Source organism: Streptomyces sp. Ncost-T10-10d (assembly GCF_900091955.1).
Taxonomy (GTDB): domain Bacteria; phylum Actinomycetota; class Actinomycetes; order Streptomycetales; family Streptomycetaceae; genus Streptomyces.
Genome location: NZ_FMDF01000130.1, coordinates 39,048 through 59,310 on the forward strand (window position 1 = coordinate 39,048; position 20,263 = coordinate 59,310).

The 20,263-nt window shown below is 69.5% G+C and carries 15 protein-coding genes; 3 read left to right on the plus strand and 12 right to left on the minus strand.

All coding sequences use genetic code 11. The features are described from left to right. A complete protein-coding gene (locus tag GA0115254_RS20815; RefSeq protein ID WP_031083404.1) occupies positions 1-555 on the minus strand; it encodes a peroxiredoxin in 555 nt (184 codons plus the stop codon). Between the two features lie 131 nt (positions 556-686). Between GA0115254_RS20815 and GA0115254_RS20820 the strand changes: the two genes are divergently transcribed. Next, positions 687-1,646, plus strand: coding sequence for a hydrogen peroxide-inducible genes activator (locus GA0115254_RS20820; RefSeq protein ID WP_093896789.1), 960 nt, complete (start codon positions 687-689; stop codon positions 1,644-1,646). 62 nt (positions 1,647-1,708) lie between these two features. Here the strand turns inward: GA0115254_RS20820 and GA0115254_RS20825 are convergent, their stop codons facing one another. The 5 genes from GA0115254_RS20825 to GA0115254_RS20845 form a co-directional block, all read right to left on the minus strand. Further along, a complete protein-coding gene (locus GA0115254_RS20825; RefSeq protein WP_093896790.1) occupies positions 1,709-4,108 on the minus strand; it encodes an FtsX-like permease family protein in 2,400 nt (799 codons plus the stop codon). Further along, the gene (locus GA0115254_RS20830) at positions 4,105-4,791 is read right to left on the minus strand and encodes an ABC transporter ATP-binding protein (RefSeq protein WP_093896791.1); all 687 of its coding nucleotides are present in this window, start codon (positions 4,789-4,791) and stop codon (positions 4,105-4,107) included. The genes GA0115254_RS20825 and GA0115254_RS20830 overlap by 4 nt, the downstream gene beginning before the upstream one ends. Then, positions 4,788-5,312, minus strand: coding sequence for a PadR family transcriptional regulator (locus tag GA0115254_RS20835; RefSeq protein WP_093896792.1), 525 nt, complete (start codon positions 5,310-5,312; stop codon positions 4,788-4,790). Before GA0115254_RS20835 ends, GA0115254_RS20830 begins: the two co-directional genes overlap by 4 nt. 102 nt (positions 5,313-5,414) lie before the next feature. Further along, a complete protein-coding gene (locus GA0115254_RS20840) occupies positions 5,415-5,660 on the minus strand; it encodes a type II toxin-antitoxin system antitoxin (RefSeq protein WP_093896793.1) in 246 nt (81 codons plus the stop codon). After that, a complete protein-coding gene (locus tag GA0115254_RS20845; protein WP_093896794.1) occupies positions 5,657-6,628 on the minus strand; it encodes an SPFH domain-containing protein in 972 nt (323 codons plus the stop codon). The genes GA0115254_RS20840 and GA0115254_RS20845 overlap by 4 nt, the downstream gene beginning before the upstream one ends. A 222-nt stretch (positions 6,629-6,850) precedes the next feature. Here GA0115254_RS20845 and GA0115254_RS20850 point away from each other — a divergent pair, with 222 nt between their 5' ends. Further along, complete coding sequence (locus GA0115254_RS20850; RefSeq protein WP_093896795.1) at positions 6,851-9,082, plus strand: transglycosylase domain-containing protein; 2,232 nt, start codon at positions 6,851-6,853, stop codon at positions 9,080-9,082. 85 nt (positions 9,083-9,167) lie between these two features. On the opposite strand, the gene GA0115254_RS20855 is transcribed toward GA0115254_RS20850, so the two are convergent. The 4 genes from GA0115254_RS20855 to GA0115254_RS20870 all read right to left on the minus strand — a co-directional run bounded on the left by GA0115254_RS20855 (position 9,168) and on the right by GA0115254_RS20870 (position 15,241). Beyond that, positions 9,168-10,637, minus strand: a complete 1,470-nt coding sequence (locus tag GA0115254_RS20855) for a catalase (protein WP_093896796.1) — start codon at positions 10,635-10,637, stop codon at positions 9,168-9,170. Positions 10,638-10,770: 133 nt separating this feature from the next. After that, positions 10,771-12,702: a SpoIIE family protein phosphatase gene (locus tag GA0115254_RS20860; RefSeq protein ID WP_093896797.1), complete on the minus strand. Its 1,932-nt coding sequence runs from the start codon at positions 12,700-12,702 to the stop codon at positions 10,771-10,773. 371 nt (positions 12,703-13,073) lie between these two features. Continuing rightward, positions 13,074-13,772 (minus strand): cytidylyl-2-hydroxypropylphosphonate hydrolase, encoded by a 699-nt coding sequence (locus GA0115254_RS20865; RefSeq protein ID WP_093896798.1) that lies wholly within the window; start codon positions 13,770-13,772, stop codon positions 13,074-13,076. A gap of 44 nt (positions 13,773-13,816) precedes the next feature. Continuing rightward, positions 13,817-15,241 carry a class II fumarate hydratase gene (locus tag GA0115254_RS20870; protein ID WP_093896799.1) on the minus strand — a complete coding sequence of 475 codons (1,425 nt, stop codon included), beginning with the start codon at positions 15,239-15,241 and terminating at the stop codon, positions 13,817-13,819. Positions 15,242-15,347: 106 nt separating this feature from the next. Here GA0115254_RS20870 and GA0115254_RS20875 point away from each other — a divergent pair, with 106 nt between their 5' ends. After that, a complete protein-coding gene (locus GA0115254_RS20875) occupies positions 15,348-16,877 on the plus strand; it encodes a ricin-type beta-trefoil lectin domain protein (RefSeq protein WP_093896800.1) in 1,530 nt (509 codons plus the stop codon). Between the two features lie 66 nt (positions 16,878-16,943). Here the strand turns inward: GA0115254_RS20875 and GA0115254_RS20880 are convergent, their stop codons facing one another. Both GA0115254_RS20880 and GA0115254_RS20885 read right to left on the minus strand, forming a co-directional pair. Next, a complete protein-coding gene (locus GA0115254_RS20880; RefSeq protein ID WP_093896801.1) occupies positions 16,944-18,245 on the minus strand; it encodes a M18 family aminopeptidase in 1,302 nt (433 codons plus the stop codon). A gap of 421 nt (positions 18,246-18,666) precedes the next feature. Then, a complete protein-coding gene (locus GA0115254_RS20885; protein ID WP_093896889.1) occupies positions 18,667-19,890 on the minus strand; it encodes an MFS transporter in 1,224 nt (407 codons plus the stop codon). Positions 19,891-20,263: the final 373 nt, after the last annotated feature.

Here is a 20,263-nt window from a genome sequence, read left to right on the forward strand (position 1 = left end):
TCACTCGCCCGAGAGGAGCGCGACCGGGTCGAGGGTGTTCTCGCCCTTGGTCCAGTTGCACGGGCACAGCTCGTCGGTCTGCAGGGCGTCCAGGACCCGCAGGACCTCCTTGGGGTTACGGCCCACGGAACCGGCGGTCACCATCGTGAACTGGATCTCGTTGTTCTGGTCGACGATGAAGACGGCGCGCTGGGCGAAGCCGTCCTCGCCCTCGATGCCGAGGTCACGCATGAGCTCGTGCTTCGAGTCGGCCATCATCGGGAAGGGCAGGTCGGTCAGGTCCGGGTGGTCCTTGCGCCAGGCGTGGTGCACGAACTCGGAGTCACCGGAGAAGCCGAGGATCTGGGCGTCACGGTCGGCGAACTCGTCGTTCAGCTTGCCGAAGGCGGCGATCTCGGTGGGGCACACGAAGGTGAAGTCCTTCGGCCACGCAAAGACGATCTTCCACTTGCCCTCGTAGGTCTTGTGGTTGATCTGCTCGAACTCCTTGCCGCTCTCCAGCGAGACACAAGCAGTCAGGTCGAACTCGGGGAACTTGTCACCGACAGTGAGCACGCGCTCTCCTTGCAGCGTAGGAATTCCCTTTTGCGGGAGTTCCTGAGGGTTGGACGGTGTCCACCTTGGCACAGGGTGCATTGATCGCGGAAATAGCTACACTCGGTTGTGATGATCGGAGGTGCCTATCAGTGGCGCAGAGTAATCAGGGCAATCGGATCAAACAGCCCAGCCTGTCGCAGCTGCGCGCCTTCGCGGCCGTCGCCGAATATCTGCACTTCAGGGACGCGGCGGCAGCAATCGGGATGAGTCAGCCGGCGCTGTCGGGGGCCGTATCGGCGCTGGAGGAGGCACTGGGTGTCCAGCTCATCGAGCGTACGACGCGCAAGGTGCTGCTCTCGCCGGCCGGGGAGCGGCTCGCGGTCCGGGCCCGGGTGGTGCTGGAGGCCGTGGGCGAGCTGATGGAGGAGGCCGAGGCGGTCCGGGCGCCGTTCACCGGAGTGCTCAGGCTCGGCGTGATCCCGACCGTCGCGCCGTATCTGCTGCCGACCGTGCTGCGGCTGGTCCACGAGCGCTATCCGGAGCTGGACCTCCAGGTGCACGAGGAACAGACCTCCTCGCTGCTGGAGGGGCTGGCCGCCGGAAGGCTGGATCTGCTGCTGCTCGCCGTGCCGCTCGGGGTGCCGGGAGTGGCCGAACTTCCGCTCTTCGACGAGGACTTCGTGCTGGTGATGGAGCGGGAACACTGGCTGGGCGGTCGCGCCGATATTCCGCGCGAGGCCCTGCGCGAACTGCCGCTGCTGCTGCTCGACGAGGGGCACTGCCTGCGCGACCAGGCGCTCGACATATGCAGGGAGGCGGGGCGTACGGAGGGTGCGCCGGTCACCACGACCGCGGCCGGGCTCTCCACGCTGGTGCAGCTGGTCGCCGGCGGGCTCGGGGTGACGCTGCTGCCGCGCACCGCGGTGACGGTCGAGACCGGTCGCAACGATGCGCTGGCCACCGGGTACTTCACGGACCCCGCACCGTCGCGGCGGGTGGCGCTGGCGATGCGTACGGGGGCGGCGCGGCACGAGGAGTTCGAGGAGTTCGCGGCAGCGCTGCGGGTGGCGATGAAGGCGCTGCCGGTACGGGTGACGACGGGCAGGTAGGGCGCGGGAAAGGGGTGCGGTCCCCCGTTGCGGGGACCGCACCCCTCGCGGCTACGGCGACGTCACTCCGTGCGCAGTCCGTCCGGACGCATCATGCGCCACAGCGGTGGCAGCGACACCAGGGTGACCAGCGCGATCAGCGCCGCGCCCGCCCCCGCCATCGGCAGGAACAGCCACCAGTCGGTCACCTTCTTGCCGATCATGCGGACCATCACGGCCCCCAGGCCGAGACCCCCGGCGATCGCGACCGCCAGTCCGATGAGGACGGGAACGGCGGTCTGCCAGAGCACCGACCAGCCGAGCGTGGTCCGCCGGGTGCCGAAGGCGACCAGGACGGACAGCAGGCGCTTGCGCTCCCGCAACTGCTCCAGATGCGAGACCAGCATCGCGGCGGCGATCAGCAGCAGCGTCGCGGTCCCGCCGACCTGGAGACCCCTCTGCACACTGGCGTACTGCCGGTCGCGGACCACCGAGTTCACGGCGACGACACGCATCCCCGGGTCGAGCTCGGCCGCCGTGTTCCGTACGTACTCGGAGACGTCTTCGACGCTCCGGTCCACCCGGATCTGCGCGTTGGTCTGGGCGTGCGGCAGGGTGGTCGGGTCGATCGCGCCGACCGTGGCCACGATGCCGAAGTGTTCCTGGCCCATCGGATCGGGGCGGGCCGGAACGGTCCGGGCGTCGGCGGGCAGGGTCCACAGCTTCGACTTCTCGCCGGGTTCCCCCGCCATGTAGTTGAGCTCGACCGGCTTGCCCTTGCGGGCCGTCTGGTCCGTCCACTCGGCCGTGTCCTTGTCCCGGGGGTGGACGACAAAGACATCGCCCTCCTTGCAGGAGCCGATCCGGGCGATCTCGCGCACGGTCGCGCAGTCGCCGACGGTCAGCGAGGTGGTGGGCTGGACGTCGTCGCCCTTGTACTTGCCGGGTTTGACGACGTACGTCTCGACCATCCCGATGACCCCGGTCACCCCCTCGGTGGCCCGGAACTTCTTGATGGTCCGCGTGGCCGCGTCGCCGGTGACGGTCTCGGAGTACGTGTAGAACTGGGCCCGCGTCGGGTCCTGCCCCGTCATCCGGCTGAACTCGTCGCCCACCGCGGCGAACAGCATCTGCAGCGCCACGGCGCCCGCGACCGCGACCGTGATGCCGCTGACCGCGCGGGAGGCCGCGCCACTGCTCAGCTGGAGCCTGCGGGTGGCGAGCTGCCAGGGCACCGGACCGCCGTGCAACCGGTTCACGCACGCCTGGACCAGCCACGGCAGCAGCAGGGCGAGCCCGACGAGCACGAGTACGGCGCCGCCCGCGATCGGATACGGGTTCACCTCGGTGTCCGCCTTGCCGGACAGCACGAGCACCGCCAGGCCAGCGACGGGAACCAGCAGGCGCCACCAGATCCGGCGCCTGCGGTTGCGGCCGCTGCGCACGACTCCGAGCGGTTCGATGACCACCGAACGCAGGGCGACCAGCGTGACCAGGACCGCCGCCACCGGAACCGCGACCACGATCAGCGCCGCCAGCCAGGTGTCGGGGACCAGGTCCGCCGGGAAGGCGCTGACGTCCCACACCTCGACGGAGCCCATGAAGCGACGCCCCACCAGGAAGAAGGCCAGGCCGGCCAGCAGGCCGAGCACCGCCCCGAAGAATGCCTCGCCGGCCGCGATCCGACGGGTCATCCGGATGTCCGCACCGACCAGACGCAACGCGGCGAGCCTGCGGTCGCGCCGCTCGCCGCCGAACCGCACGGCCGTCGCGATGAAGATCGTGACCGGCATCAGCAGGACGACGCAGATCATGATGGTCAGCACGACGAGGATCGGCGACATGGGATCGGACGGGCCCGAGTCGCCGTAACCGGCGATCCGGTGGCCGCCGTTGGCGGGAGCCAGTGTGTCGCTGCCCGCGTAGTAGAACAGCTCTCCCGGAGCGATCAGGCCGGAGTCGGCGATCGTGCCGGTGATCCGGTACGGCAGCCGCTCCCTGAGGAGGCTGCCTTCCGAGGAATCGAGCAGCCTCTTCAGAGCGGGGGAGACCACCATCTCGTTCGCGCCGGAGAAGCGTGCGACACCCGGTGGGACGACCGGACGCGTACCGTCCGCACGCATCAGGTAGCCCCCGATGGTCCGGCCGCGGTACTCGGTCTCCGCGTTGATCCGGAGCACCGAGGTGTCGGTCTTCTCGGCCTGGGCGTCGGGCGATTCGGAGATCTTGGTCTCCGAGCGGGCCAGGTCGCGCGCGGAACGGTGGTCGAGCAGATTCGGCACGGAGGCGGCGACCAGCAGCAGCGCCACGCCGAGGCCGACTCCGACGGCGGTCAGCAGGGTGCGGATCCAGCCCTCGCGCCCGCCGGACGCGGCGAACCGGACACCGAGGCCGAGGTCGCGCAGCAGGGCGGCGAGGCCGGTGGGTCCGGTGGCCCGGGGCGGCGCGTCCACCGGGACGTTCTTGTGGTCGAGCAGAGTCATACCGCGTGCTCCGGGTCGCGTGCCCGGCCGTCGCGCACGGTGACGTCGCGGTCGGAGTAGGCGGCGACGCGGGCCTCGTGGGTCACCAGGACCACGGCGGCATTGGTGGACCGGGCCGCTTCGGTGAGCAGCTCCATGACCCGCTCGCCGTTGAGGGAGTCCAGGGCGCCGGTCGGCTCGTCGGCGAAGACGACCTTCGGGGACGCGGCCAGCGCACGGGCCACGGCGACGCGTTGCCCCTGGCCGCCGGAGACCTCGCCGGGACGCTTTGCGCCGACGGTGTCGACCTCCAGGCGCTCCAGCCAGTGACGGGCGGTGCGTTCGGCGTCCTTGCGCCCGGTGCCGCTCAGCCGGAGCGGCAGGGCGACGTTCTCCACACAGGTCAGCTCCGGGACGAGCTGGCCGAACTGGAAGACGAAGCCGAACTCGTTGCGGCGCAGGGCGCTGCGTTCGGCGTCCGACATCGCGGAGAGCTCGCGGCCCGCGTAGGTGATCGTGCCGCTGTCCGGGGTGACGATCCCGGCGAGGCAGTGCAGCAGGGTCGACTTGCCGGAGCCGGACGGGCCCATCACGGCGACGACCTCGCCGGGGTGGATGGAGAACGAGGCACCGTCGAGCGCGGGGGTCGATCCGTACGACTTGTGCAGGTTGTCGGCGCTGAGCAAGGAGCCGGCGGGGTTCACGCGCGTACCTCCGCGGCGAGTCGGTCCAGCCGGGCGGCGGTCAGTTCCAGCCAGCGCAGATCGGCTTCGAGGTGGAAGAGCGCGTGGTCGCAGATCAGCTGATCGGCGAGGTCGCCCTGGCGCTTGCGGTCGGTGAGGATGCGCATGAGGCGCAGGTGCTCGGCGCGCTGGGTGTCCAGCAGGGCCTCGGCGCTCCGGCCGGTGAGCAGAGCCAGGACGACCTTGGTGTAGAGCGTCGACTGCAGGTACGGCTCGGGCTTCTCCGGCTGCGCGAGCCAGGTCGCGACATCGGTGATGCCCGCCTCGGTGATCGCGTACCGCTTGCGCTCGGGGCCGCCGCCGCTCTCGACGCCGTCGACCTCGACGAGGCCGTTCTTGAGCAGCCGGGACATGGTCGAGTAGACCTGCCCGTAGTGCAGGGGGCGGTCGTGGCCGAACTTCTCGTCGAATGTCCGCTTGAGGTCGTAGCCGTGGCGGGGGCCGGACTCCAGGAGCCCGAGCAGGGTGTGGCCGATAGACATATGGAGCACTGTACACGGGGTGTATACCCCGGGTGTATACCCGGATGCCGGGCCGGGGAGGGCTCGCGCGCCCTCCCCGGCCCGCCCCCTCGCCGCCCGGCCTCAGCCGCCGGGCGGGTTCGGCCTTTCCTTCGGGGGGCGCCCCCGGCGGGGGATCGGGCGGGCCGTGCCCGGCAGGCGGCCCGCCTCCGCCAGTGCCCTGCGCAGCAGGAACTCGATCTGGGCGTTCGCGCTGCGCAGCTCGTCGGAGGCCCAGCGGGCCAGCGCATCGTGCACCGCGGGGTCCAGCCGCAGCAGCATCTGCTTGCGCTGCTGCGGCTGCCTGGGCCCGGGGGTCTCTTCCGTCACTGGTAAAGAGTGCCCGTATTGAGGACCGGCTGCGCGGCGCGGTCACCGCACAGCACCACCATCAGATTGCTGACCATGGCCGCCTTCCGCTCCGAGTCCAGCTCGACGATGTCCTGCTCGGCGATCCGGGTCAGCGCCATCTCGACCATGCCGACCGCACCTTCGACGATCTGCTGCCGGGCCGCGACCACCGCGCCGGCCTGCTGGCGCTGAAGCATCGCGGAGGCGATCTCGGGGGCGTACGCGAGATGGCTGAAGCGCGATTCGATGATCCGCACGCCGGCGGCCTGCACCCGGGCGGTCAGCTCCACGGCCAGCTTCTCGGTGATCTCCTCCGCGTTGCCGCGCAGGGAGAGGCCGCCCTCCTCATGGGCGTCGTACGGGTACTCGATCGCGATGTGGCGGACGGCCGCCTCGGTCTGGGTGGCGACGAATTCCAGGAAGTCGTCGACCTCGAAGAGCGCCTGCGCGGTGTCCTCGACCTTCCAGACGACGATCGCGGCGAGCTCGATCGGGTTGCCGTAGGCGTCGTTGACCTTCAGGACCGCCGTCTCGTGGTTGCGGACCCGGGTGGAGATCTTCCGGCTGCTGGTGAGCGGGTTGATCCAGCGCAGCCCGTCCGTACGGATCGTGCCGACGTACCGGCCGAAGAGCTGGATCACCCGCGCCTCGCCCGGTGCGACCATCTTCACACCCGTCATGCAGAAGAACGAGGCGATGACGAGCAGGACCCCGAGGATCAGGACCGGGACGCCCGCGCCGTTGTTCCCGTTCGAGCCGACGACGCCGCCGACGATGGCGAGACCGATGCCGGCGATCACTCCGATCACGGTCAGCAGCAGGCCGAGGCCGCCGGGAATGCTGTGCGCCGTCACCTCCCTCACCTGCGGTTCGGGCATCTCAGGGGCATCGGGCGTGAGATCGGCGGCCAGGGTGGCCACGGCGTGCGGATCGTGTGGGTCGGACATGGGATCCCCCGTTTCGAAAGACCTGCGTGGTGCTAGCAATGTGATTACACATTAACTGAATTAGCAACCATGGGCACCTCTCGTGAGTCGGTTCCCTAGAGAGCGGGTGCTGATTGTCACGTCCGGAAAAGGCCCCATCGCTTGCTTTTTGTCCCAGCCGACAGTGTTAGCTGGCTGGGCTGAGCTGATCTGGTCGAGCAGAGAAACAGGAGCAACACAGCAATGGGTCGAGCGGATGCGCGACGAGCCCAGCGGCGCGGAGCGCGGCGGGCTGCGAAGAGCGGCGGCATACGCAGACTCTTCACCTGGCGGAAGATGCTGGGCACGTTCTTCGGGTTCTGCCTGCTGATCATGGGCGCCTTCGTGGCGCTCTACCTGTACGTGGACATACCGAAGGCCAACGCCCTGGCCGAGCGGCAGAGCAACGTCTACCAGTACAGCGACGGCACCGTGCTGACCCGGACCGGTGACGGGGTCAACCGCCAGATCGTGGATCTCGCCGAGGTTCCCAAGGAGGTGCAGCACACCTTCGTCGCCGCCGAGAACAAGACGTTCTACAAGGACCAGGGCATCGACCTGAAGGGCACCGCTCGCGGCCTCCTCAACACGCTCTCCGGCAAGGGCAAGCAGGGTGGCTCGACCATCACCCAGCAGTACGTGAAGAACTACTACCTGACGCAGGACCCGACGGTCAGCCGCAAGCTCAAAGAGCTGGTGATCTCGCTCAAGGTCGACCAGAAGAAGGACAAGAACTTCATCCTCGCCGGGTACATCAACACCGCGTACTACGGACGCGGCGCGAGCGGGATCCAGGCCGCGGCGCAGGCCTACTACGGGGTCGACGCCAAGGACCTCAACGTCTCCCAGGGTGCCTATCTGGCCGCGCTGCTCCAGGCCCCCAGCCAGTACGACTGGGCGACCGCGACAGACACCGGCAAGAAGCTCGTCAAGGAGCGCTGGGGCTACACGCTCGACAACATGGTCGAGATGCACTGGCTCGACAAGGCCGAGCGCGACAAGCTCACGTTCCCGTACCCGGACAAGCCCAAGCCCGCCAAGGGCATGGAGGGCCAGACCGGTTACCTCGTCGAGGCGGCCAACAAGGAGCTGGACAAGCAGGGCATCACGGAGGACGTGCGGCGGGCCGGCGGCTGGACCTTCACCCTCAACATCGACAAGAAGCGGCAGAAGAAGCTGGAGCAGGCGGTCGACCGGCAGCTGGAGTCCAAGCTGGACCGCAAGGGCAACAAGGTCGACGCGACCGTCCAGGCGGGTGCCACCTCCGTCGATCCGAAGACCGGAGCCGTCGTCGCGCTCTACGGCGGCGTGGACTACGTCAAGCACTACTACTCCAACGCCACGCGTCGGGACTACCAGCCCGCCTCCACCTTCAAGCCGCTGGTGCTCGCCTCCGCGCTGGAGAACGAGTCGAAGACCCAGGGCGGCGATCTGATCGGCGTCAACACTCGCTACGACGGCACCAGCAAGCGGCCGGTGGTGGGCAGCGACACCCCGTTCGCCCCGGAGAACGAGGACAACCAGAGCTACGGCAACGTCACCGTGCAGACGGCGATGAACAAGTCGATCAACTCGGTCTTCGCGCAGATGGTGGTCGACGTCGGCCCGCCCGAGGTGAAGAAGACCGCGCTGGCGCTCGGCGTACCGGACCAGAACTTCCCCGAGCGTCCCGCCGTCTCGCTGGGCACGATGAACGCCTCGACCTGGGACATGGCGGGCGCGTACGCCACGCTCGACAACCACGGCAAGAAGGTCACCCCGTTCATCGTGAAGTCCGCCAAGAACCGCGACCGGACATACGAACCGGTCAAGGGAATCGGCGACCAGGTGATCAGCCGTAAGTCCGCCGACACCGTGACCTCCGTCCTGAAGGGCGTCGTGGACAGCGGCTCCGGCCGGGCGGCCAACACCTCGGCCTACGAGGCGGCGGGCAAGACGGGCACCTCGGAGAACAACAAGGCCGCTCTGTTCGCGGGCTACACCCCGGAGCTCACCACGGTCGTGGCGCTCTTCGGTGAATCCCCCAAGGACGGCGGCGGCCAGGTCAGCCTGACCGGTACCGCCAACTCCGGCCGGGCCAACGGTGGCGGCTTCCCGGCGCAGATCTGGGCGGACTACACCCTCGGTGCGCTGAACGGCGGCTCCAGTGCCCAGTTCGACCTGCAGGATGTCGAGCGCGGCGAGGTCACCGTGCCGGCCAGCCCGTCGACGACTCCCTCGCAGTCGATGAGCCCCGACCCGTCGACGTCCCAGTCGCCGGACGTGCCCTCGCAGAGCCCGAGCGAGACGCCCAGCCAGCCGACCAGCCAGTCGCCGGAGCCGCCGCCGAGCCAGTCGCCGGAGTCGCCGAGCGAGTCCCCCATCCTGCCGGGCGACGGAGCGGACCCCGGGCGGCCGGGAAACAACAACAGCAACAACAACCCGCTCAATCAGTGAAATGAACGCATGAGAGAGCAGTGAACGCATGAGTCAGGGGCGGTGCCGGCCGGCACCGCCCCTGACCCGTGTGACCGCGTATGTGTCAGCCGCCGTTGACCTTCTTCGCGATCCGGTCGCCGAGGTCCTTGTCCACGTTGCGCCAGTACTGCAGCGCCCGCTCCAGGACCGGGGCACTGACCCCGTCCAGCAGATGGCCGGAAATGTTCGACACCAGCCGATCACGCGCCGCGTCGTCCAGGACCTTGCGCACCATCGTGCCGGCCTGCCCCCAGTCGTCGTCCTCGCGGTGCAGCTTGTACGCCTCGTGGACCATCTCGCCCGCCGTGGCCCAGCCCGCCGGGTCGCCGTAGCGTTCGGTGTCCGCGGCCGGTCCACCGTACGAGTTCGGTGCGTAGACCGCTCCCGTACGCGCCGGCTCGTACCGCATCGGGCCGTCCTTCGCGTACGAGTTCCGGCCGAACCGCGGACGGTTCGGCGGCAGCTGCGCGTAGTTCGGACCGATCCGGTACCGGTGGGTGTCCGGGTACGAGAAGAGCCGGCCGAGGAGCATCTTGTCGGGCGACGGACCGATGCCGGGCACCAGGTTCGACGGCTCGAAGGACGCCTGCTCGATGTGGACGAAGAAGTCCTCGGGGTTCTCGTTGAGCGTCATCCTGCCGACTTCGATCTCCGGGTAGTCGCCGTGCGGCCACACCTTCGTGAGGTCGAACGGGTTGAACCGGTAGTCCGGCGCATCGTCGAACGGCATGATCTGGACGTACAGCGTCCAGCTCGGGTGATCGCCCCGCTTGATCGACTCGAACAGGTCGCGGCGGTGGATGTCGCCGTCGCTGCCCGCGATCTCGTCGGCCTCGGCCTGGGGGTAGAAGTCGATGCCCTGGTCGGTCTTGAAGCGGTACTTGACCCAGAACCTCTCGCCGCCCGCGTTCACCCACATATAGGTGTGCGAGCTGTAGCCGTTCATGTTGCGGTACGTCTTCGGGATGCCGCGGTCGCCCATCAGCCAGGTGACCATGTGCGCGGACTCGGGGGAGAGGGTCCAGAAGTCCCACTGCATGTCGTGGTCACGCAGGGCACTCTCCGGGCGGCGCTTCTGCGAGCGGATGAAGTCCTGGAACTTCATCGGGTCGCGCACGAAAAAGATCGGCGTGTTGTTGCCGACCATGTCGTAGTTGCCGTGCTCCGTGTAGAACTTCAGGGCGAACCCACGAGGGTCGCGCCAGGTGTCGGGAGAGCCCTGTTCACCGGCGACCGTGGAGAAGCGGGCGAGCATGGCGGTCTGCTTGCCCGGCTGGAAGAGGTCGGCCTTGGTGAACTGGCTGACGTCGTTGGTCACCTTGAAAATGCCGTAGGCGCCGGAGCCCTTGGCGTGGACCACTCGCTCAGGGACCCGTTCCCGGTTGAACTGGGCCATCTTCTCGATGAGGTAGTGGTCCTGGAGCAGAATCGGACCGTCGGATCCGACAGTGAGCGAGTGTTCATCGCTCTCCACCGGGATTCCGGCGTTGTTCGTGGTGTAGGGGGTGTTCTTGGTCTTCGATTCCTCAGGCACGAGCGTCCTCCCGTCGGTGGGGGTTTCGGTCAGGTCGTCTCGTTCACGACTGAAGTCAACTCCGCCGACAGGAGGTCGGCAACATTTGGCTACCGTCTGTGCAGGGCTCTTGTCCGCCCCGGCCCGGACCCCTCTACTGGCCCCGGGTCGGCATCTCGAACCAGACCACCTTGCCGGTCGAAAGACGAGTCGCCCCCCACCGTCTGGCCAGCCGGTTCACGAGGAACAGGCCGCGGCCGCCCTCGTCCATGTCCCGGGCCCGGCGCTGCCGGGGCAGCTGCGGTGCGTCGTCGCCGACCTCGCAGCGCAGGGTGTCGGTGCGCAGCAGCCGCAGCGTCACCGGCCGCTCCGCATATCGCACCGCGTTGGTCACCACCTCGCTGACCAGCAGCTCCACCGAGTCGGAGAGATCGTCGAGCCCCCAGCGGTTCAGCGCCCGGCGGGCCAGCCTGCGGGCCCGTCCCGGAGCTGTCTCCTCCGGTTCCAGGTGCCAGTACGCGACATCACTTGGCGCGATCCCGTCGAACCGTGCGGCCAGCAGCGCGATGTCGTCGTCCCGGTCGCCGGGGCCGAGCATGTCGAGCACGTCGTCGCAGAGGGCCTCCAGCGGCGGCGAATGATCCTGGCCGGTGAGCTGGGCGGTGGTGGCGAGACGTTCGCGCAGCTGCTCGATCCCGGTCCAGACGTCCCGCAGCCGGGACTCCACCAGACCGTCGGTGTACAGGAGCAGCGTGGCTCCCGCGGGAGCGTCCAGCTCGACGGCCTCGAAGTCCACACCGCCGACGCCGATCGGAGCGCCGGGCGGTACCCGCAGCACCTCCGCGCGGCCGCCCAGATGGAGCAGGACGGGCGGCGGATGTCCGGCGTTGGCGATGGTGATGCGGTGCGCGACGGGGTCGTACACCGCGTACAGGCAGGTCGCCATGCGGTCGCTGCCGAGCCGCTGCGCCTGCTCGTCGAGGTGGTGCAGCACCTCCTGCGGCGGCAGGTCGAGCCCGGCGAGGGTCTGCGCGGTGGTGCGCAGCTGGCCCATGATCGCTGCGGACGTCATGGAGTGGCCCATGACGTCACCGACGACCAGGGCGACCCGGCTCCCGGGCAGCGGGATCGCGTCGTACCAGTCGCCGCCGACCCGGGCCGTCTCGGCGGCCGGGAGATAGCGGGAGGCGAGCCGGACGCCGGTCGGCTGCGGCAGTGAGTCGGGCAGCATGGTGCGCTGCAGCTCGTCGGCGATGTACGCCTCGCGTCCGTACAGCACGGCCTTGTCGATGCCGAGCGCGGTGTGCGTCGCGAGCTGGGCGGCGACCAGCAGGTCATTGGCCTCGAAGGGTGGCCGTTCGGTCCCGCGCAGGAAGACGGCGGCGCCGATCACCCGTCGCCGTCCGCGCAGCGGGGCGAGGATCGCACGGTGCCCGGTGGGCACGGTCCGTCCGAGGCCGAGCAGTTCGGGCAGCGCGGCGCGGGCGGCTGCGGAGTCCCCGAAGACCGGCCGTACACCGCGCAGCACCTCGGCGAGCGCGCCGCCCGAGCGGACCTCGCACAGCTCGGCCGCCGGGGGCAGATCGCCGTACGGATCGATGGCGGGCAGCCGCAGTCGTTCGATCTCCGAGGAGGTCTCGGTCTCCTCCTCGTTTAAACGCAGCCGGTCCGACCGGCGCAGCCGCAGCACGAACGGGGAGACCGGCCGCTCGTCGCCGACCGGGAGCGGGTCGCGGAGGTAGACCAGTATGGCGTCGGAGAACGTCGGCACGCTGGCCCGGCACAGGCCCAGCACGATCTCGTCCAGGTCTATGCCGCGGGCGATCCGCCGGGTGGCGGCCCCCACGAAACGCAGCCGGTCGCCCTCGCGACGGGCCGCGGCCTGTGGGTCGAGTCCTGCGGGGCCGGGGTTCGCCGCGGAAGCCGCCGGATTCGCTCCCGCGCCCGGCGCCGGGGCCGGGCCGGGGATTGCGGCGGTGGCAGGGGAAGCGGCCGGCGCGGCATCCTGCTGCCGCGGCCGGGTGCGTTCCTGCGACCGGGCGGCAAGAGGCTGCCGGCCTTCGTGGGAGGTGGGATGCTCCGTCACGCGTGGGGTTCCGTCCGTCCGGGCCGGTTGTATGAGGCAATCACCTCGTGGGGCGCTACTGTGCCCCGGCAAGAGCGGCGATAACAACGGCTGTCACCGGATGCCCCCGAACGAGGGGCCGAAACCGGATGCCCGCAGCGTGGTTCGGTGACAACGTTTCCGGCGACAGGGCGGCCGAAAGCGAGCACGTCTCCACCCCCTCGTAGTGGCTCATTCGATTCATACGACTGATGCTGCTCATACAGCTCATGCAGTGCGTGGTGCTCGTGCGGTGACTCACGGTCAGGTCCGGTGCCGCGTCCGCCGGTTGGAGCGGAGCGGCCCTCCGGAGGACGATCCTACGTTTGCCCCCCTGGGGTGCATCAAGGGTCTCACGACGGCATATGCGAGGGGGTACGGTCCCAGTCATCCGGGAGCGCGGGAACCCGCCAGCGCGGATCGGGCCGCCAGTCCTCCCAGCCGTCCCGGAACGGCGTGCCCCAGTTCCGGATCACCTCGACGGCCGCGAGGCCCGCCTCCCGCACCCGCTGCGCGGTCTGCGGGGCCATCAGACCGACCCGCTGCGCCTGGGCGAACTCGTCCTCGTCGCGCCAGACCCAGCTGCGGTCCGGGTAGACGGAGATGTCGAGAAAGTGATCCTCGGAGTCGATGCCGCCCGCCCAGCGGGTGCGGGGTTCCTCCAGGTTCACGTACCAGCTGCGGAACTGCCAGCCGGCTTCCCAGAACAGCCAGACCGACCAGGGTTCACCGGGACGGGCGAGCTTCAGCACGCCGTTGCCCAGCCATGTCGAGCGGGCAGTGGTGCGCGGGGCGGTGTAGCGGGTGGCGAGCGGCTCGTCGTGCACCTCGGTGCCGTTCGCCAGCACCGGCTTCACGCACTCGGTGCCGGGTGCCACCCATACGGCGAGCAACTCGGCGGTGTCCTGGACGACGGTGACGGGGCGACAGATGTGGACCGGGCCCCGGGCGTGATCCGGCGAGGCGTCCCGCCGCAGACGGCTGTTGCCGCGGTAGCGCCACAGGATCTGATCGCCCGGCGCCCAGTGCTCGATGTATCCACTACCTGCCATGGGCAGATCTTAGAGATGCCGCGGCCCGGTTGCCGCGACGCATGTCACGGGCGGGTCATGCGCAATACGTCCAGCGCCTCGTCGAGCTGCTCCACCGTGAGGTCGCCGCGCTCGACATATCCCGAGTCCAGCACCACCTCGCGGATCGTCCTGCGCTCGGCCAGGGACCTCTTGGCGACCTTCGCCGCCTCCTCGTAGCCGATGTACTTGTTCAGCGGAGTGACGACGGACGGCGAGGACTCCGCGTACTCCCTGGCCCGCTCCACGTTCGCGGTGATCCCGTCGACCGTACGGTCCGCGAGCAGCCGGGAGACGTTGGCCAGCAGCCGCACCGACTCCAGCAGATTCTTCGCGATGACCGGAAGCATCACATTCAGTTCGAAATTGCCCGCCGCGCCCGCGACGGCGACCGTCTGGTCGTTCCCCATCACCTGGGCCGCGACCATCAGAACGGCCTCGGGAATGACCGGATTCACCTTCCCCGGCATGATCGACGAGCCCGGCTGGAGGTCGGGAAGGCTGATCTCGGCCAAACCGGTGCGCGGGCCGGATGCCATCCAGCGCAGATCGTTGGAGATCTTGGTGAGCGAGACGGCGATCGTGCGGAGCTGACCCGACGTCTCGACGAGCCCGTCCCGCGCGCCCTGCGCCTCGAAATGGTCCCTGGCCTCGGTGAGCGGCAGCCCGGTGGCGCGGGCGACCTCGGCGATCACGGCGGCGGAGAAGCCGGGTGGGGTGTTGATGCCGGTGCCGACGGCCGTGCCGCCCAGCGGTAGTTCGGCGAGGCGGGGGAGGGAGGCGCGCAGTCGCTCGATGCCGTACCGGATCTGCGCCGCGTAGCCGCCGAACTCCTGGCCCAGGGTCACCGGCGTCGCGTCCATCAGATGCGTACGGCCCGACTTCACGACCGTTGCGAACTCGGCGGACTTGCGCTCCAGCGCGGCCGCCAGATGGTCCAGGGCGGGGATCAGCTCACCGGTGACGGCCGCGGTCGCGGCGATGTGGATGGAGGACGGGAAGACGTCGTTGGACGACTGCGAGGCGTTGACATGGTCGTTGGGGTGGACCTCGCGGCCCAGGCGCTCGGTGGCGAGGGTGGCCACGACCTCATTGGTGTTCATGTTGGACGAGGTGCCGGACCCGGTCTGGAAGACATCGATCGGGAAGTGCGCGTCCCAGCGCCCCTCGGCGACCTCCTCGGCGGCCTCCTGGATCGCCAGGGCGATGTCCGGGTCGAGCACCCTCAGCTCGGCATTCACCTTGGCCGCGGCCGCCTTGATCCGGGCCAGGGCCTCGATGTGGGCCCGTTCCAGGCGCTGGCCGGAGATCGGGAAATTCTCCACCGCGCGCTGCGTCTGGGCCCGCCACCTGGCGTCCTTCGGCACCCTCACCTCGCCCATCGAATCGTGCTCGATGCGGAAATCCGTGCCGCCCGCGGGGGTCTGTGCGGGGGTCTGTGTGTCGTCCATGGGGTTCAACCTCCTGAAAAAGTTGAGCACTTGTCTTGTTCTGTGTATTCCCAAGTCGCCTACCGACCAGTAAATACCGGGGGTAACCACAACCCGGGGAGGCGCAATGAGGCGCACCAGGCGCAGACTTCGCTGTACGGTCGCGGCCGCCGCGGCCATGGCGGCGGCAATGGGCGGCATGGCCGCCGCCGCAGGACCGGCGGGCGCGGCGGACCGGTCCGATATCACCACTACCGCATCCACCCCCCTGTCGCCCGAGCTGGAGGCCATCCGCGCCGCCGAAGCCACCCGGCTGTACGGCGACCCGGCCGAGCGCCCGCTCGCCGACCGCAAGACCGGGCTGATCTCGCTCGGCGACAGCGAGATCTCCGGCGAGGGCGTCGGCACGTACGAGGCAGGCACGAACGGCCCCGACAACTGGTGCCACCGCTCGCCCGACTCCGCCATCCACCGCACCGGCATCCCGGCCGACGTCACGTACAACGTCTCCTGCTCCGGCGCGTACACCGGCAACATCGTGATCGGCGGATCGAAGCAGTACGCCGACGAGCTCGTGCAGAGCGACAACCTCGCCATCAAGGCCCGCAACACCCGCATCAAGATGATCGTGCTGGTCGCCGGCGCCAATGACGACCTCCAGTTCGGCCCGGTCATGACGGACTGCGTCCAGCGCTGGGTGCTCTCGCAGGGCACCTGCCAGCCGAAGTACGAGGGCGGCTGGCAGGCGCGCGTCGACGGCCTCGTCCCCAAGGTCGAGAAGACGGTGCGCGATCTGAAGACCGTCATGTCCGACGCCGGATACAGCAACACTGACTACAAGCTCGTGGTCATGGGCTACCCGAGCCCCATCGGCCCGGACTTCTACGACAACCCCAACTTCCCCGGCAAGCTTCCCGGCGGCTGCGCCGGATACGACTCCGACGCCGCCTGGGGCCGTAACGTCGCGGTCCCCGCCTTCGAGCGCGGCATGCGCAAGGCCGCCGCCGACACCGGAGCCGTCTACCTCGACAACTCCCGGCTCTTCCACGGCCACGAGGTCTGCAGCGACAACACCTGGGCCCGCGGCCTCTACATCGACCTGTCGCACTTCCCGCCGGACTCCAACTCAGTCCGGCAGTCCTTCCACCCGAACGCGCGCGGCCACGCGGCCTTCGCCTCCTGCCTGACCCAGATCTACAACTCGTCCCTGCGCGAGGCGAGCTGCGCCGACCCGGCGAGCACGGGACAGCCGGTTCTCCAGGCCGCGGCGTGGGACGACGTCTTCAAGCCCCTGAAGAACGAGGCCACGGGCACCTGTGTGGACGTCCCCGCCTCGGTGACCCGCAACGACACCGAGATCGGCGGCTGGGACTGCCACGGCGGCCGCAACCAGGGCTGGTGGTACGACTCCGGAACGAAGAGCATCGTGACGGAGCTGAGCCACGACCGGTGCCTCGACGTGCCGGGTGCCGACTACAAGGCGGGCGCCACGCTCATCGTGTGGAACTGCTCGGGCGCGGCCAACCAGCAGTTCGTCAAGGAGTCGGGCACCTTGCGCCCGGCGGCCTCGACCGGACTGTGCCTGACGCTCGCGGCGGCCAAGGACCCGCTGAAGCTGCAGAGCTGCGACGGCAGTGCGAAGCAGCGGTTCGCGTAACTCCTTCCCGCGGTGCGGGGAGGGGTGGGGTGGCCGAGGCCGCCCCACTCCTCCCTGGCCGGCGTGTCAGCCGGACGTCACGAACGCGGCCAGGACGGCCGCCAGATGACCGGGGTCGTCGGCCCCGCACAGCTCGCGCGCCGAGTGCATGGACAGCCCCGGCACCCCCACGTCGACCGTCGGGACACCCAGCCGGGCCGCGGTGAGCGGGCCGATCGACGTGCCGCACGGCATCGCGTTGTTGGAGACGAACGGCTGCCACGGCGCACCCGCCCGCTCGCACGCCGCCGCGAACACCGCCATGCCGGTGCTGTCGGTGGCGTAACGCTGATTGACGTTGACCTTGACGGCGGGGCCGCCGTTGGGCAGCGGGTGATGGCCCGGATCGTGCCGTTCCGCGTAGTTGGGGTGCACCGCGTGCGCCATGTCGGCGGAGACGCAGAAGCCGCCGGACAGGGCACGGGAGAAGTCCTCGGAGCTGCCGCCGCGCGCGGTGACCGAACGGCCGAGGACCCGTTCCAGCAGGGGGCTCTGCGCGCCCGTCTCCGAACCGCTGCCGACCTCCTCGTGGTCGAAGGCCGCCAGGACGGGGATGTACGAGGGATCGTCGTCAGCGGTCGCCGCACCCGCCAGGGCCGTCACGCCCGCATGCACCGACACCAGGTTGTCCAGCCGCGAGGACACCACGAACTCCCGGTCCGCACCGAGAAATCCGGGCGGCTGGATGTCATGGAGCATCAGATCCCAGCCGAGGACGTCGTCCCGGTCCACCTCCGCGGCCGCCACGACCCGGCGCAGCAGTGACCCTTCCTCGGGCGTCCCGAGCGCCCACAGCGGGGCGAGATGGCGCTGTCGGTCGAGGGCGAGCCCCTCGTTCACCGTACGGTCCAGATGGATGGCCAACTGCGGTACCCGCAAGAGCGGTTCGTCGATCTGGACGAGCCGGGACTCGACCCCGCCGCCGGGGCCGCGCAGCGCGAGCCGCCCCGAGATGCCCAGATCGCGGTCGAGCCAGGTGTTCAGCGGAACGCCGCCGTAGATCTCCACGGCGACCTGCCGCCAGCCCGCCGACCCGGTGTCGGGGGTGGGCTTGACCCGCAGATTCGGGGAGTCCGTGTGTGTGCCGACGATCCGGAAGGGGGTGTGCGCGGGGGCGCCCTCGGGGGCGTACCAGGCGATCAGGGCACCGCCGCGGACGACGAAGCTGCCGCCGGTCGTGCCCGTCCAGTCGTCCGTGCCGCGCAGTTCGCGGAAGCCGGCCTTTTCCAGGCGCTGGGCGGCACTCGCCACCGCGTGATACGGGGAAGGGCTGGCTCTGATGAAGGACAGCAGGTCGTCGGCGTGGCTGCGGTGGGGAAGCGGCGTCATACGGCGTCCGCCTTTCCGGTGTTCGACGGTGAGATGAGGGTGGGCGATCCCGCGCCGAGCCGCTGGGCGCGGCGCGGTGTCCGGGGTGTGGGGGTGGCGGCTGTTTCCTGGTTCCCCAGGACTGTTTCCTGATGCCCGGGGTCGGCGGAGCACTGCAGGAACCTCCGACAACCCACCGCAGCAGCGCGGCAAGACGCAAGTCCGCGGCGCGGCCCGCTGCGTGAAATCGGCGGTGCCGGACCGGCTGCCCCGGCGCCCGGGCCCGAGGTGACCGGGAGCGTGTGGGGCCCGTGCCGGGACGTCCGGCAAGAAGCTGCGGAGGGCCGGGACACGCGACACCCCGTTCCCGAGCACCGCCCGGTCCCGCCGGCCACGCATGGGTGCGCCTCAAGATTGGCTGAATCCCGTCGTACGCGAACCCTCACCGCACCTGCTCACCGCGATCGGCACCGGAGCGTGGCGCGGGGACACGATCTCGTCTCCGCGACCCCGTCACCCTGATCAGGAACACCACGGCGATCACGATGGCCACCCCGTGCGACCAGGCGACGACGGTCAGCGGCCGGTGGCCGTCGAGTGCCGCCGCGACCAGGACCATGCCGACGCCGAATCCGAGATTCTCCACCGTCGCGGAGAGCCCGAACGCATGACCGCGCAGATCGGTGGGGAGCGTCTGCAGATGCGAGGTGTACGAGACCTCGGTGAGTCCGTCGGCCGCCCCCGCGACCAGTGCGATCACGGCGGTCGCCGCCGACGGGAACCCGGCGAACGCCAGAATGAACGCCCCGGACATCAGACACGTGCCGTACCCGAATCCCGGTGCACCCACCGACCGCCCGGTGTGCTTGATGTACCGCTGGATCAACTGCTGCGCGACGACGTTCCCCAGCGCCCACAGACACCAGAACGCGCTGACGAACACGGCAGGGTGCGAGGCATCGAGCCCGGCGGAGTAGACCGGCAGTGCGGCGTTGTGGGAGGACGAACCGAAGGCGTCCGCACCCCGCAGCACCACCATCAGACCGAGACCGGGCGCGGCGGCCGACCTGAGGAACGCCCCCGGCATCCGCCGCCCCGTCCCGGTCCCCTGCTCCCCTTTTTGCGTACGTCCGCCGGAATCCCCCTCCGATTCCGGCCGGGCGTCCTTCCTCCTGCCCCCGCCCGCGATCGGCAGCAGGGCCACCGTCATGGCGCAGACCACAAAGGTGGCCATGTCCACCACGAACGCGGCGGTGTAGCCGACCAGCGAGACCACCACACCCGCCGAAGCGAAACCGGCCACCATGGCCAGCGAACGTCCGGTGATGGACAGGGAGTTGGCCCATGACCGCCGCTCGCCGCCGACCATCTCGGGAATGGAGCTGCGCAACGACACCATGAAAAGCGTTCCGCAGGTGCCCACCACCACGGAAACGGCCATCAACGCGGCCGTCCGTATCCCCTCCGGCGCGAAGACCAGCAACAGCATCACCGTCGCCTGCGCCACATTCGTCCACAGCATGAGGCTCTTGGCCGTGAATCGGGCGAGGAGACCGCCGGCAGCGAGTCCGGCGAGAAATCCGGAACCGAGCCGCACGGCCATGAACAGGCCCATCGCAAGCGCTCTGCCCGTCGTCTCGTAGACGAACAGATTGAGCGCCACCATATTGAGGAAGGTGCCGTACGAGGAGAACGCGTATCCGGCGACGAGGAATCGATAACGGCGCTCGCCGCGTGCCGTGTCGGCCGGATCGATGTCCGGTGCCGGGTCCGGCCGGTCGTCCGCCTGTCCGATGTCTTGTGTCACCGGCCCATAGTCACCAGTCGTGCTCACCCATGGCCTGCGGATTGCACGAATGTAATCTGCATGGTTTTGACATCCTCTCCCTGCAAGGAGGGGATTCCTGGCTCACGTTGGCTGCGGACCGGCGGTCCGTCAGCTCTTGCACGATCAGCACCAGCCGGGTTGAGCCCCCAACCCAGCCGCCCCCACTGACAACGCCCGCCGGGGTGGGAACGGCCCGCGGGGGCGCCCCGGC